General features: G+C 54.3%; 11 protein-coding genes and 2 tRNA genes. All 13 read left to right on the top strand.

Annotation, left to right across the window (positions count from 1 at the left end; genetic code table 11):
- The first annotated feature begins 2 nt into the window (after positions 1 to 2).
- The 13 genes from spoVG to RT52_RS10385 all read left to right on the top strand — a co-directional run bounded on the left by spoVG (position 3) and on the right by RT52_RS10385 (position 14,168).
- Positions 3 to 305 carry a septation regulator SpoVG gene (gene spoVG, locus RT52_RS10445; protein ID WP_034803706.1) on the top strand — a complete coding sequence of 101 codons (303 nt, stop codon included), beginning with the start codon at positions 3 to 5 and terminating at the stop codon, positions 303 to 305.
- A gap of 184 nt (positions 306 to 489) precedes the next feature.
- Entirely contained in the window at positions 490 to 1,845 is a 1,356-nt protein-coding gene (gene glmU, locus RT52_RS10440; RefSeq protein ID WP_034817175.1) for a bifunctional UDP-N-acetylglucosamine diphosphorylase/glucosamine-1-phosphate N-acetyltransferase GlmU, read from the top strand.
- A gap of 45 nt (positions 1,846 to 1,890) precedes the next feature.
- Positions 1,891 to 2,847, top strand: coding sequence for a ribose-phosphate diphosphokinase (locus tag RT52_RS10435; protein WP_034803710.1), 957 nt, complete (start codon positions 1,891 to 1,893; stop codon positions 2,845 to 2,847).
- A 54-nt stretch (positions 2,848 to 2,901) separates the two neighbouring features.
- Positions 2,902 to 3,459 (top strand): aminoacyl-tRNA hydrolase, encoded by a 558-nt coding sequence (gene pth / locus RT52_RS10430; RefSeq protein ID WP_034803713.1) that lies wholly within the window; start codon positions 2,902 to 2,904, stop codon positions 3,457 to 3,459.
- 45 nt (positions 3,460 to 3,504) lie between these two features.
- A complete protein-coding gene (gene mfd, locus RT52_RS10425) occupies positions 3,505 to 7,029 on the top strand; it encodes a transcription-repair coupling factor (protein WP_034817173.1) in 3,525 nt (1,174 codons plus the stop codon).
- Entirely contained in the window at positions 7,013 to 8,566 is a 1,554-nt protein-coding gene (locus tag RT52_RS10420) for a polysaccharide biosynthesis protein (RefSeq protein ID WP_034817171.1), read from the top strand. The genes mfd and RT52_RS10420 overlap by 17 nt, the downstream gene beginning before the upstream one ends.
- A gap of 1 nt (position 8,567) precedes the next feature.
- A complete protein-coding gene (yabN, locus tag RT52_RS10415) occupies positions 8,568 to 9,983 on the top strand; it encodes a bifunctional methyltransferase/pyrophosphohydrolase YabN (RefSeq protein ID WP_034817170.1) in 1,416 nt (471 codons plus the stop codon).
- A complete protein-coding gene (locus RT52_RS10410) occupies positions 9,980 to 10,252 on the top strand; it encodes an RNA-binding S4 domain-containing protein (RefSeq protein WP_034817168.1) in 273 nt (90 codons plus the stop codon). The genes yabN and RT52_RS10410 overlap by 4 nt, the downstream gene beginning before the upstream one ends.
- Before the next feature lie 45 nt (positions 10,253 to 10,297).
- On the top strand, positions 10,298 to 10,672 hold the full coding sequence (locus RT52_RS10405; RefSeq protein WP_034817166.1) for an FtsB family cell division protein: 375 nt from the start codon (positions 10,298 to 10,300) through the stop codon (positions 10,670 to 10,672).
- Between the two features lie 74 nt (positions 10,673 to 10,746).
- Positions 10,747 to 11,262: a S1 domain-containing RNA-binding protein gene (locus RT52_RS10400; protein WP_034817164.1), complete on the top strand. Its 516-nt coding sequence runs from the start codon at positions 10,747 to 10,749 to the stop codon at positions 11,260 to 11,262.
- 203 nt (positions 11,263 to 11,465) lie between these two features.
- Complete coding sequence (locus RT52_RS10395) at positions 11,466 to 13,868, top strand: YhgE/Pip domain-containing protein (protein WP_034817162.1); 2,403 nt, start codon at positions 11,466 to 11,468, stop codon at positions 13,866 to 13,868.
- 142 nt (positions 13,869 to 14,010) lie between these two features.
- A tRNA-Met gene (locus RT52_RS10390) sits at positions 14,011 to 14,087 on the top strand.
- Positions 14,088 to 14,096: 9 nt separating this feature from the next.
- Positions 14,097 to 14,168: transfer RNA gene (locus RT52_RS10385), tRNA-Glu, on the top strand.
- Positions 14,169 to 14,229: the final 61 nt, after the last annotated feature.

Raw genomic sequence — 14,229 nt, 5'->3', positions numbered from 1 at the left:
ACATGCAGATCACAGACGTAAAAATTCGCAAAGTGGCAACAGAAGGTAGAATGAAGGCGCTCGCCTCGATCACGCTCGATCACGAGTTCGTGGTCCACGACCTTCGGATCATCGAAGGGAGCACCGGCCTGTTCGTCGCCATGCCGAGCAAACGGACACCAGAAGGCATCTTTCGTGATATCGCGCATCCGATTAACGGCGATATGCGTCAAAAAGTCGAAGCGGCCGTGCTAGAAGCGTACGCTGAGATTGACGTTACCTCATACGAGGCAGAAGAGATGATGAACGGGATGCAAGAATCCTAATAAGTCAGCGGGACGACATATCGTTCCGCTGCTTTTTTGCGTGCGTTTGGTTACGAATCAGTACAACGGTTGAAACGAGGTCGCTGTTTCGATATAGTAGAAACGGTGTAAATAGGATTTATATGCAGAAAAACCGAACTATAGCTATAAAATCACAGTCGATTGAGATAGGAGCGAATCAAGAATGGATCGTTTTGCAGTCATTTTGGCAGCAGGGAAAGGGACGCGCATGAAGTCGAAGCTATATAAAGTACTTCATCCGGTCCTTGGCAAACCAATGGTCGAGCACGTCGTCGACCAACTCGACAAAATCGGGGTCAGTCGTCAAATCGTCATCGTCGGCCATGGGGCTGAAGCGGTACAAGACACACTCGGATCTCGTGTCGACTACGCGGTTCAAGAAGAGCAACTCGGAACGGGCCATGCCGTCCAGATGGCAGAGGTGGAGCTCGCCGGGAAGGCTGGCGCGACGCTCGTCGTCTGCGGCGACACACCGCTTTTGACAGCGGAGACGCTAGAAGCGTTACTCGCGCATCACGAAGCGCAACAGGCGAAAGTGACGGTGCTTACGGCAATCGCGGACGATGCGACCGGATATGGCCGCGTCATTCGTGGTGCAGACGGCAACGTGACGAAAGTCGTCGAGCATAAAGACGCATCTGAAGCCGAACTTGAAATTCGTGAAATCAACACGGGTACGTACGTCTTCGACAACGAGTTGTTGTTTGAGGCGCTCCGTCAAGTCGGCAACGACAATGCACAAGGCGAGTACTACTTGCCAGACGTCATCGCGATCGCGAAAGAGGCAGGCGAAGTCGTGGCCGCACACACGGCTCCGACATTTGACGAGACGATCGGTGTCAATGACCGAGTCGCGCTCTCGCAAGCTGAGACGATTATGCGTAAACGGACGAATGAACGCTTGATGCGTGAAGGCGTCACGTTCATGGACCCAGCGTCGACATACATCTCACCGGATGCGGTCATCGGCTCGGACACGATCATCTACCCAGGGACGGTCATTCTCGGGAAGACGGTCATCGGTTCGGAATGTATCATCGGACCGAACTCGGATATCCGCGACAGTGTGATTGAAGACGGTGCAACGGTACGTCAATCCGTCTTGAGCGATAGCCGTGTCGGTAGCAACGCGCAAGTTGGTCCGTTCGCTCACCTTCGTCAACAAGCTGTACTCGGCGCGAACACACGTGTCGGCAACTTCGTTGAAATTAAGAAGTCGACGTTCGGGGACGGGGCGAAGGCCTCGCACCTCAGCTACATCGGTGACGCGTCAATCGGTGACCGCGTCAACCTCGGTTGCGGATCGATCACGGTCAACTACGATGGGACGAACAAGTTCGAGACAATCGTCGAAGCAGATGCGTTCGTCGGTTGCAATGTCAACTTGATCGCACCGGTCACGGTCGGAAAAGGGGCGATTGTCGCCGCCGGCTCGACAATCACGGACAATGTTCCGGAAGAAGCGCTTGCGATCGCCCGTGAGCGTCAAACGAATAAAGAAGGTTACACGAAACGATAAGTTGCTGCCAATTACTATTGAACACGATGGAGGAGAATCCTAAACATGTCTACTGTATATGAACGTGAAATTCGCCTATTTAGCTTAAATTCCAACCGCCCGCTCGCTGAAGAGATTTCAAAAGAAATCGGAATCCCACTCAGCGACTGCCAAGTGAAGCGGTTCAGCGATGGAGAACTTTACATCAACATCGAGGAAAGCGTACGCGGAGACGATGTGTACATCATCCAATCGACGAGCTCGCCGGTCAACGAGACGCTCATGGAGTTGCTCGTCATGATCGACGCGTTGAAACGCGCATCGGTCCGTACGATTAACGTCGTCATGCCGTATTACGGCTACGCACGCCAAGACCGCAAGGCGCGCTCGCGTGAACCGATCACGGCAAAACTTGTGGCTGACCTTCTTACAGTAGCTGGTGCGACTCGATTGATCACAATGGACTTGCACGCCGCTCAAATTCAAGGTTTCTTCAACATTCCAGTAGACCAATTGTTAGGAGTTCCCCTCATCTCGACGTACTTCGAGACAGAAGAATTCAAGTCGAAAGATATCGTCGTCGTGTCACCGGACCACGGTGGTGTCACACGCGCCCGTAAATTGGCGGAGCGCTTGAAAGCGCCGATCGCCATCATCGACAAGCGTCGCCCGGAAGCGAACGTGGCAGAAGTGATGAACATCGTCGGCAGCGTCGAAGGCAAGACGGCGATCTTAATCGATGACATCATCGACACGGCCGGTACGATCACGCTCGCAGCGGATGCCATCGTTCAAGCAGGTGCGAAAGAAGTGTACGCGTCATGTACGCACCCAGTCTTGTCTGGCCCGGCAATGGAGCGTATCGACAACTCGTCAATCAAAGAACTTGTTGTCTTGAACACGATCGATTTACAAGGTCGCGAATGTTCAAACAAAATCAAGCAAATGTCGGTCGCCCGTTTGCTTGGGGAAGCAATTATGCGTGTCCACGAGCACAAATCGGTGAGCACGTTATTCGATTAAAAAACGAGGCCCGAAGGCGTCCGCCTTTGGGCTTTTTTGTTCAGGAGGAAACGGATGAAATGCATCGTCGGCCTTGGGAATCCAGGCAAAAAATATGAGATGACCCGTCACAACGTTGGCTTTTTGGCGATTGACCGTCTCGCCGAGAAACACGGGATTCAATTGGATGAAGCGAAGTTTAAGGCGCTCATGGGAACGGGAAGAATCAATGGAGAACGTGTCGTGCTCGTCAAGCCGCTCACGTACATGAATTTATCGGGTGAGTCGGTTCGTCCGATTTTAGACTATTATAAGATTGACCTCGACGACTTGCTCGTCATCTATGACGACCTCGACATGGTACCCGGCAAACTACGGTTCCGTCCGAAAGGGAGCGCGGGAGGCCATAACGGAATCAAGTCGTTGATTCAGCACCTGGGCACGCAAGACTTTAAACGCTTGAAGCTCGGCATCGGTCGTCCGCCCCATCCGGTGAAAGTCGTCGACTGGGTGCTCATGAATTATCGAAAAGAAGACATGCCAGAATTGAATGATACGCTCGATCAAGCCGTATCCGCGGCAACCGATTTCGTGGATACCGAATGGATCGCGCTCATGAATCGATATAACTAAAGGGTCGCCGCACCCTTTTTTGTCGTATGAGGTGGAGGAAAACAAATGAACGCTCTAGAGAGATTTATGGTGGCGTTGCCTGAAACGAAAACCATTCGCGACAGGTTGCCGAAACTGGACCGTCAGCTCGTGACGGGATTGACGACGAGTGCGAAGGCGCTCGTTTTGGCAGGGCTCGCCAAAGAGACGTCACGACGTCTCGTCGTCGTCACCCACAACATGTATCAGGCCCAAAAAATGTACGACCAACTCGAGGCGTTGATTGGACCGGACAAAGCGTTGCTCTATCCAATCGATGAGACGCTCGCGGGCGAACTGTCGTTAACGTCGAGCCCAGAGCTTTTAGCGACCCGAATCGAGGCCAGGACGCGTCTCCTTCATGAACAAGGAGGCGTCGTTGTCGTGCCGCTCGGCGGCTTGCGTCGTTTCATCCCAAGCCCGGACGATTGGCAAGCGAGTCATCACGTCATTCGACCAGGACAAGAGTTAGAGTTGAAGCCGTTCGCGGAACGACTCGTCACACTCGGTTATGAACGGACCGCGACCGTGACGGCACCGGGTGAATTCTCGGTCCGTGGTAGCATCCTCGATGTCTATCCGCTGACGGAGGCCCGACCGTTCCGTATCGACTTATTCGATACGGAAGTAGATTCGGTCTTCACGTTCGACGCCGAGACACAGCGTTCGCTCGGTGTGGCGAAAGAAGCCGTCATCCCACCAGCGACGGAGTTCGTGGCGTCGGCGGATCAATTGAAAAAAGCTGGAGACGCGTTAAATCGACAATATGAGCGGACGTTGTCGCTCATCGAAACGGAGACGATTCGTCAGGCGCTTGAAGACGGGATTGCCGGTGACATTGAGACGCTTCGGCGAGGGGACGTGCCGAGTCAAATCGGGAAATTCACGCCGCTCCTCTATAAAGCGACGCTCCTCGATTACGTCGGTGCGGAAGCGGTGCTCATTTTAGACGAAGTCGCGCGAATCGAAGATGCGGCCGATGTGCAAGACCGTGAAGAAGCCGAATGGTTCTCGTCGTTAATCGAACGGGGAGAGTCGGTCTCCAACTATACACTCGCCGTGCCGATGCATAAAGTGTTCCGTGACTTGAAACAAGTCGCCTTCTCGCTATTGCCGTCACGCCGTTCGGGCATCCCGGAGGCGAACACGGTTCACCTCAGTTGTCGCCCACTTCCGGCGTTCCACGGCCAGATGCATTTGTTGAAGCAAGAAGTCGAGCGTTGGCAGCAAAGTGACCACCGCATCGTCTTCCTCGCCGGAGACAAGGACCGGGCGGACAAAGTCGCGACGCTACTTGAAGATTACGGCATCCCTTCTACGTTTACGAACGTGGACGGGGAACTGTTACCACGTCACGCCCACGTCATGATCGGTCAAATCGAAGGTGGGTTCGAACTCTCGACGAGCCGACTCGTCGTCGTCTCGGAAGAAGAACTGTTCAAACGGGTGGCGAAGCGAAAACGTCAGACGAAGAATTTGACGAACGCCGAACGAATCAAGAGTTACCAAGAGCTGAAACCGAACGACCACGTCGTCCATATCCATCACGGGATTGGGAAGTATCTCGGCATCAAGACGATTGAAGTCGGCGGCATTCATCAGGACTATTTGCATCTCGTCTATGCCGGCGACGATGCGTTGTACGTACCGGTCGATCAAATCGACCTCGTCCAAAAGTACGTCGGCGCCGAAGGTAAAGAACCAAAAATTTATAAGCTCGGTGGCACGGAGTGGAAGAAAGTAAAATCAAAAGTCGCGAAATCAGTCGAAGATATCGCCGACGAGTTGATTAAACTGTATGCGGCACGGGAAGCGTCCGTCGGTTATGCGTTCCCAGGCGATGACGAAGAGATGAGTCAGTTCGAGTCGTCGTTCCCATACGCCGAGACCGAAGACCAAGTCCGCTCGATCGCAGAAATCAAAGCGGACATGGAGCGTTCGCGCCCGATGGACCGCCTTCTTTGTGGAGACGTCGGATACGGGAAGACGGAAGTGGCGATTCGAGCTGCGTTCAAAGCAGTGCTCGCTGGGAAGCAAGTCGCGTTCCTCGTGCCGACGACCGTCCTCGCCCAGCAGCATTACGAGACGATGCTCGAGCGTTTCAGCGAGTTCCCGATTAACGTCTCGGTCATGAGCCGTTTCCGCTCCAAGAGCGAGATGGCGGCGACGAAAAAAGGCTTGAAGGAAGGAACGATTGACGTCGTCGTCGGGACGCACCGTGTCTTGTCAAAAGACGTCACGTTCGCCGACCTCGGTCTCGTCATCATCGATGAAGAGCAGCGCTTCGGGGTGAAGCATAAAGAGCGACTCAAACAGTTGAAGACGAACATCGACGTGTTGACGCTGACGGCGACCCCGATTCCACGGACGCTCCACATGTCGATGATCGGCATTCGCGACTTATCCGTACTCGAGACACCACCGGAGAACCGCTACCCCGTCCAGACGTACGTCATGGAGTACGATGGGATTGTGCTCCGCGAGGCGCTCGAGCGCGAACTCGCCCGAGGTGGTCAAGCGTTCTTCCTCTATAACCGTGTCGAAGGCATCGAGCGCAAAGCCGAAGAGATTCGGGCACTATTGCCGGAAGCGCGCATCGCGACAGCGCACGGGCGGATGACCGAGACAGAGCTTGAAAGTCAGCTCATCAGTTTCTTAGAAGGCGAGGCCGATATTCTCGTCTCGACGACGATTATCGAGACGGGCATCGACATCCCGAACGTCAACACGCTCATCGTCCACGATGCGGATAAGATGGGGCTGTCGCAACTGTATCAGCTCCGCGGCCGTGTCGGACGTTCAAATCGGATTGCCTACGCATACTTCACGTACCGGAAAGACAAACGGTTGACGGAAGTGGCAGAGAGCCGATTACAGGCGATTAAAGAATTTACCGAGCTCGGAAGCGGCTTCAAGATCGCGATGCGTGACTTGTCGATTCGCGGTGCCGGTAACCTGCTCGGGGCTCAACAGTCCGGATTCATTGACTCGGTCGGTTTCGACTTGTACTCGCAAATGTTGTCTGAAGCGATCGAAGAGCGGAAGGACCGCATGCGCGGACAGGCCAAACAAGTCGTCTTTAAACCAGAAATCTCGTTCCAAGCCGATGCGTACATCCCGGACGATTACTTGTCGGATAGCGAACTGAAAATCGAGATGTATAAACGTTTCAAATACGTCGATACACCGGAAGCGTTGTTCGCGCTCCAAGACGAGTTGATTGAGCGGTTCGGGGAGTTCCCGGAACCGGTCGCGCTATTGATTCAATTGACACGCCTCCGGATTTACGGCGAGATGGCGCGAGTAGCGCGGATTAAACAAGTGCCAGGCCGCGTCGAGATCGTCTTGACGATGGAGTCGACGACAGCGCTTGACGTCCCATCCTTCATGGAGTGGACGATGCCGCTCGGCCGTAAACTCGGCGTCGGTCAAGACAACGGCGCACTCAAGCTGTCGCTTAGCGGACGCATGCCGGTCGTCGAACTGTTGAATGATGCCGATACGGTCCTCGAAGAGTTGACGAAGAGGTTGGCGCATGCGGCCGTCAAGTAAGTTTGCGACAGGCGTCGTCTTGTTCGCTCTCGCGGGCTATATCACGAAAGTCATCAGCTTCGCGTATCGCGTCCCGTACCAGAACATTGCGGGAGACTTCGGTTTGTATGCTTATCAGACGGTCTATCCGTTCGCAGCAATCGTCGCATCGCTCGGCATGTACGCGATGCCCGTCGTCATCGCAAAGATTGGTGTCGGGGCGAACGGGCCGAAGCGGAAACTCGAAGTGTTGTGGGGGAGCTTTTATATTTTGCTCGGACTCGCCTTCGTGCTTGTCATGGGGATGTGGTCGCTCGCGCCGCTCCTTGCGGGCTGGCTCGGCGACCCAAACCTCTCCTCGACACTTCGTGTGATCAGCCTGAGTTATTTGCTCATGCCGGCGCTCGCAGTGCTGAGAGGATCATTCCAATCGATTGACGACTTAAAACCGTGTGCCTTGTCGCAAGTGCTAGAGAACCTCGTACGCGTCACGGTCCTACTTGCCGTACTCGTCATCGGCGTGCACCTCGGACTCGATGCTTACGCCTTGAGCCGCTACGCTTACGCGGCGACGCTCGTCGGCGGAATCGTAGCAATCGTCGTCCTCAGCGTGTGGGCGAAAGGCTTGCGACTACGGCTCGTCCCGGTCCAAAAGGTGACGCTCCAGGCCGCATTTCGTGTCATCGTGACGACTGGGTTTGCGGTCGGCTTCGCCTCACTCGGCATTCTATGGATGCAACTCGTCGACTCGTTCACGATCGTCAACTTGATGGGGGGCGATTTCGAGGCGAAAGTGAGTAAAGGCGTGTTCGACCGTGGTTATCCGCTCGTCCAATTCGCGATTCTGTTCACGACCGCGCTCGGGATGGCAAACGTGCCGAGCCTTGTACGACATTACCGGGCCCGGCAGATTGAAGCGACGGCGAGCGGTCTTCGCTCGATGATTCGGGTGACGACCGCTGTCGCGGCCGCGGCAACGATTGGACTCATGGGTGTGATGCTCCCGCTGAACGTGGCGTTGTTCGAGAATGCGGACGGGACGTTCGCGCTCGTCCTCCTTTCGACGAGTACGTTCGCCGCCTCCCTCGCCGTCGCGAGCATGACGTGTCTGCAGGCGATTGACCGGGAGCGGACGGCCGCGTTCGGGATGCTTGTCGCGATTGGAATGAAACTCGTGGTCAATCTCATGCTCGTTCCAAACTACGGGATTGAAGGGGCGGCCATTGGGACGTCTGTCGCCTTTTTAGGGATGGCCGCCTTTAACTTTAATCGGCTCGACCGAGTCATCCCGCTCGGCATGCTACGCTTCAAACATTATGGATTACTCGTCAAAACGGTCACGCCGATGGGTCTTGTCCTCTTCGGTTTGAACGTGCTCGCGCTCGATCGGATGACGCACCGCCTCGATGCCTTCGTCTGGCTCGGGGGGATGGTGTTGATCGGGGCCGGCCTATACGCGTGGCGGCTTTGGCGCGAGCGCGTCCTCTTAATCGGAGAGTGGGAGATGATTCCGCTCGGCAACCGTTTCGTCAATTTGATGGATAAAAAGGAGAACTGATATGAGCTTTGGAATTACCGTCGTCGGACTCGGGTCCGGCGAACTTGAACAACTGCCGCTCGGCGTATATCGTCATTTGAAACGACAGCCGCTCGTCTGGTTACGGACAAGGAACCATCCGGTCGTCGACGAACTCGAGGCGGAAGGAATACACTTCGAGTCGTTCGATTCGGTCTACGAGACGTCGGAAACGTTTGAAGACGTCTACGAACAAATCGTCGCATCTCTCATCGAGAAAAGTGACGAGCTCGCTATTACGTATGCTGTCCCGGGTCATCCGTTCGTAGCCGAACGGACGGTCGAGTTGCTCGTTGAACGAGGCGCGGATGTCACGTTTCTCGGTGGACAGAGCTTTCTGGACGCGATGTTTCAGGCGCTTCGCATCGATCCGATTAATGGCTTCCAGTTGCTCGATGCGACCGCGCTCGATATCGAGCGGCTGCAAGTGACGCAACACGTCCTCATCGGTCAAGTGTATGACGGTTTCGTCGCCGGAGATGTGAAAGTTCAGTTAATGGAACGTTATCCGGATGAACATGTCGTCAAGCTCGTCACGGCAGCCGGAACGAAGCACGAGCAGATTCGAGAAGTACCGCTCTATGAGATGGATCGGGTCGCCGAAGTCGACAACTTGACGACGCTATACGTGCCGCCGTTGACCGATGAGGCGTATTTGGCCCGTGAATTTGCCACGCTTCACCACATCATCGCGACGCTCCGAGGTCCGAACGGATGTCCGTGGGACCGGAAGCAGACGCATGAGTCGCTTCGTAAGTATTTGCTCGAGGAAGCGTACGAGTTGATTGAAGCGATTGACGAACAAGACGATGACGCCATCATCGAAGAGCTCGGCGACGTGTTACTCCAAGTCATGCTGCACGCCCAAATCGGTGCCGATGACGGCTATTTCGATATCCGGGACGTCATCGGGTCAATCAGTGAGAAAATGGTGCGGCGACACCCGCACGTCTTCGGGGATGTGACGGTCGCTGACGCCGATGATGTCATTTCGAACTGGAATGCGATTAAACAGACCGAAAAAGGGGAAAAGAGAAAATCGCAACTAGACGGTGTGCTCATGACACAACCGGGATTGATGCGAGCCGAACAGCTGCAGAAGAAAGCCGCCCACGTCGGGTTCGAATGGGACGATGTGAGCGGTGCGTTCGCGAAACTCGAAGAAGAAGTGCGCGAGTGGAAAGAACGCCCGGAAGACGAGACGGAGTTAGGTGATGTGTTGTTCTCCATCGTCAACGTCGCCAGATACTATAAGTTGAACGCCGAGCAAGCACTCGAACGAACGAATCAAAAATTCAAGAGACGGTTTGAATACATCGAGGCGAACGGGTCCGTCGAGGACATGACGCTCGAACAGATGGACCGACTCTGGAACGAAGCGAAGGAGCAAGGACTATGAGGTTGGATAAATTTTTGAAAGTGTCCCGGTTAATCAAGCGCCGGACGTTGGCCAAAGAAGTAGCGGATCAAGGTCGTATCGAACTGAACGGACAAGTCGCGAAAGCGAGCACGGACGTCAAAGTCGGAGACGAGCTTACAATCCGTTTCGGGAACAAGCTTGTCACGGTCGTGATCGATTCGATTGCAGAACATGCCCGTAAAGAAGACGCGAAAGAAATGTATCGCCTGATCAAAGAAGAAAAGGTGAACAGTGGTACGGAAGCGTAAAAAAAAGGTATACTGAACGTATCAGGACAGGAGGAAGGTGATTCGATGAATGGACGTACCCCGACAGAGCGAAAACAGCGAATTCGGGCTCTCGACGAACGGAGAGAACAGCTGGAAAAAGAACAGAGCCGGCGACGTATCCATCTTCGACGCCGCCTGGCTGCGGCCTCCCTTCTCTTTTTGTTAATGATCGTGCTCATCGGTCAAAGTTACTTCTCGAAAGTCGGTTACGTCTCGGAACAAGAGCGAAAGCAAAATGAGGCGCAAATCGAGTTGACCGAAGTGAAAGGTGAGCAAGCGGAATTGAAGGAGCAGGTCGAACGTTTACAAGACGAAGAATATATCGCCAACCTCGCGCGCAACGAGCTGTTGTTCTCGAAAGATGGCGAGATTATTTTTTACTTCTCCCCAGAGGAATAAGTCGGTTCGTTGACCGTTGACGAAACGACTCGTATAATTGTAGGGAATCAATCAAAAAAGGAGTACATTATTTTATGTCAATTGAAGTAGGAAGCAAGGTACAAGGCAAGGTTACAGGGATTACGCATTTCGGAGCGTTCGTAGAACTTCCAAACGGGAAGACAGGTTTGGTCCACATCAGTGAAGTGGCGGATTCTTACGTCAAAGACATCAACGAAGTCCTCACAGTCGGCCAGGAAGTCACAGTCAAAATCTTGAACGTCGAAAACGATGGCAAAATCGGGTTGTCCATCAAGAAAGCGGTCGATCGCCCTGTGAGCGAACGCCCTGAGCGTCCGGCTGGCGAACGTTTCTCACGCGGTCCACGTCCAGGCGGCCCGGGCCAAGGCCAAGGCGGTCCACGCGGCGGCGGTGGCCCACGCGGTGGCGGTCCACGTGGCGGCGGTGGCGGCCGTCGTGAAGTGCGACGCGAGCCAGAGACGTTTGACACGTTGATGAGCAAGTTCTTGAAAGATAGCGATGAGCGTCTCACAACGTTGAAACGTCAAACCGACTCAAAACGCGGTGGACGTGGCGCCAAGCGCGGGTAACCCTTCGTAACACCATTCGCTTCTACTCACCATACAAGCTCTTCCTGTAGGAGAGGCACGACCACAGACGATCATCGTCTGTGGTTTTTTCGTGTTTAAAGTTATGAAAAATAACTAAAAAGGGTTGATTTTTTTATCGCGAGCGAGCAGAATAGGAACCATGAAAAAATAGTTATGTTTTATAAGTGAAGGTGGAGAAACGTATGAATGGATGGAAACTTTGGAAAGCCGAGTGGCGGAGCATCGTGAAAAACCCTCGCGTCTTGATTCCGATTTTAGCGGTCGCACTCGTACCGCTCATGTATGCGGGCATGTTCTTATGGGCGTTTTGGGATCCGTACGGTCAGATGAAAGATTTACCTGTCGCGATCGTCAACGAGGATGAAGGGGCGACGTTCAATGGGGATTCGCTCGCTGTCGGAGACGAACTCGTCGACAAGCTGCTCACGTCGGAGGCGTTCGATTTCATCGAGACGACGAAAGCCGAGGCCGAGACGGGACTCGAAAACCACGATTATTACATGGCAATCGAGATTCCGAAAGACTTCTCAGCAAAAGCGACGACCGCGCTCGATGAGTTACCGGAACAGCTCGAACTGACGTATATCGCCAATGAGTCCTATAACTTTTTGGCCGCCCAAATCGGGGGTTCGGCGATGGAGCAAGTGAAAGCAGAGTTATCGACCGAGGTCGCCAAGCAGTACGTCAGCGCCATGCGTGATGGCATCGACGAAGTGGCCGTAGGTCTTGAGGAAGCGGCAGATGGGGCAGCCAAACTCGCCGACGGATCCAAGACGGCCGAGAAAGGTGCGACTGAACTTGCTGATGGCACCGCTTTACTCGCTTCGAAACAACAAGAGTTGGCAGACGGAGCAGGCCAGTTAGGTGAGGGTGTGTCCCAACTCGCAACCGGGACGATCGACTTGGCGGACGGAAGTCAACAAGTGTATGAAGGAAGTGCGGCCCTCTCAGACGGGGCCGACCGCGTGAATGAAGGTGCGTCTGACCTGTTAGACGGAACGAATCGACTCGTCGAAGGGACGACGACGTTCGCCTCGAAACTGGAGGAACTGTACGCGGGTGCGAAGTCGCTTGACGATGGTGTACAGACTTTGGCGGCGGGAGTCGAGCAGGCGAAGGCTGGAAGTGCACAGCTCGTCGCCGGTTCGAACGAATTGGCGAACGGGATGACGAACGCCAAACAAGGCAATGCTGCACTTTTGGCAGGGGAGGCTGAACTGATTGACGGGATCGATCAAATGAAGACGACGCTACTCGCCAGTCAAGACGAGTTGATGCAACAGCTTTCGGCGTTGGTAGCATCCGGTCAGCCGATTCCACCAGACGTGCTTCAACAAGTGGTCAGTCGACTTGAGGAAGGTAAACAGGCGACAACGGCCGGATTTGATGAGCTCACGATAGGTGCGGAACGCATTCGAGACGGACAAACCGAACTTGGTGCGGGCTTGACGAAAGCAGAAGCGGGAGCGAACGCACTTGCTTCCGGTCTGGCCGAACTCGATTCAGGACAAACCGAGTTAGCGGATGGGGCCGCGGCGCTCGCAACCGGTTCGGGACGGCTCGAGCAAGGTGCCAAAACGGCTATGACGAGTTCGGGGGAGCTTGCATCAGCGAGTACGGCGTTGAATGCGGGTGTGGGGCAGTTGAGAGATGGGACGTCTGAACTGGCATCCGGCAGTACACGTTTGACGGAAGCGACAGGCACGTTGACAGAAGGAAGTAAACAGCTCGCTGCCGGTGCGAAAGACGCAGAGACTGGTACACGCACGCTGACTGAAGGGGCGATGCAACTCGCCGACGGCGGGAAGACGGTCGCGTCAGGAAGCAGTGAATTGAGAGACGGCTTGTCTGAACTGGAATCGGGAAACGTCACGCTACGTGACGCGTTGGCTGAAGGTGCGGAGCAAGCGTCCATCGAGCTTGGAGACGAGAACGTCGACATGATGGCCGGCCCGGTCAAGGTTGTCGACGCATCGATTCATCACGTACCGAACTATGGGACCGGCTTTGCGCCGTACTTCATGTCCCTCGGCCTATTCGTCGGGGCGCTCTTATTGTCCATCGTGTACCCGTTATACGATCCAGCCGGAAAACCGAAGCGCAGCCTCTCTTGGCTGCTCTCGAAATCCGGTGTGCTCGTTGTCGTCGGGTTCGTCCAAGCGCTCGTCTTGAACGTCGCCATGGTTCAACTACTCGGTTTAGACGTGGACGCACCGCTTCGCTTCTTCGGGTTCAGTTGGCTCGTCAGCATCACGTTCTTGTTGATCGTGCAATTACTCGTGACGACACTTGGCAATCCGGGTCGTTTCGTCGCCATCGTCTTGCTCATTTTGCAATTGACGACGTCGGCCGGAACGTTCCCGCTTGAGTTGATTCCAAAGGCGCTCCAACCGTTCAACGCGGTCTTGCCGATGACGTACACGGTCGCGGGGTATAAAGAAATCCTCTCTGGTGACGGTGCCCAATATTTACAGTCGGCCACAAGTTATCTCACCGTCGCGTCACTCGCATGCTTCCTACTGCTATGGGGCTACTTTAGAATGGCGTGGAAGAAAAAATATCGGGTCGCGGCAGCAGAAGCATGATGTAAAAATAAAAGGAAATCGTGTATAGTGGGAAAGACGACACGATACACGATTCTTTTTTTAAAAAACTTTAAAAAAAGAATTGACACAAATGTGGTGACTGGTTATTATAGAAAATGTGCTTAGGACACAACAATAACATGGCGGTGTAGCTCAGCTGGCTAGAGCGTACGGTTCATACCCGTGAGGTCGTGGGTTCGACTCCCTCCGCCGCTACCATTTTATTTAGGCCCGTTGGTCAAGCGGTTAAGACACCGCCCTTTCACGGCGGTAACACGGGTTCGAATCCCGTACGGGTCACTTACCTAAGCGAACAAGTCATCTCATCTGAGGTGGCTTTTTTTGTTATCTCGAGGAGGGA

It is taken from the genome of Exiguobacterium alkaliphilum 12/1 (genome assembly GCF_000714435.1).
In the GTDB taxonomy this organism is placed as follows: domain Bacteria; phylum Bacillota; class Bacilli; order Exiguobacteriales; family Exiguobacteriaceae; genus Exiguobacterium; species Exiguobacterium alkaliphilum.
The sequence above is the reverse complement of the archived record's forward strand: the minus strand, read 5'-3'. Positions and strand labels throughout refer to the sequence as shown.

Bases quoted from the DNA above. Each gene is read 5' to 3' on its own strand.
- spoVG (WP_034803706.1), top strand. From the start codon at position 3: ATGCAGATCACAGACGTAAAAATTCGCAAAGTGGCAACAGAAGGTAGA.
- yabN (WP_034817170.1), top strand. From the start codon at position 8,568: ATGAGCTTTGGAATTACCGTCGTCGGACTCGGGTCCGGCGAACTTGAA.
- RT52_RS10435 (WP_034803710.1), top strand. From the start codon at position 1,891: ATGTCTACTGTATATGAACGTGAAATTCGCCTATTTAGCTTAAATTCC.
- RT52_RS10410 (WP_034817168.1), top strand. From the start codon at position 9,980: ATGAGGTTGGATAAATTTTTGAAAGTGTCCCGGTTAATCAAGCGCCGG.
- mfd (WP_034817173.1), top strand. From the start codon at position 3,505: ATGAACGCTCTAGAGAGATTTATGGTGGCGTTGCCTGAAACGAAAACC.
- RT52_RS10405 (WP_034817166.1), top strand. From the start codon at position 10,298: ATGAATGGACGTACCCCGACAGAGCGAAAACAGCGAATTCGGGCTCTC.
- pth (WP_034803713.1), top strand. From the start codon at position 2,902: ATGAAATGCATCGTCGGCCTTGGGAATCCAGGCAAAAAATATGAGATG.
- RT52_RS10420 (WP_034817171.1), top strand. From the start codon at position 7,013: ATGCGGCCGTCAAGTAAGTTTGCGACAGGCGTCGTCTTGTTCGCTCTC.
- glmU (WP_034817175.1), top strand. From the start codon at position 490: ATGGATCGTTTTGCAGTCATTTTGGCAGCAGGGAAAGGGACGCGCATG.
- RT52_RS10400 (WP_034817164.1), top strand. From the start codon at position 10,747: ATGTCAATTGAAGTAGGAAGCAAGGTACAAGGCAAGGTTACAGGGATT.
- RT52_RS10395 (WP_034817162.1), top strand. From the start codon at position 11,466: ATGAATGGATGGAAACTTTGGAAAGCCGAGTGGCGGAGCATCGTGAAA.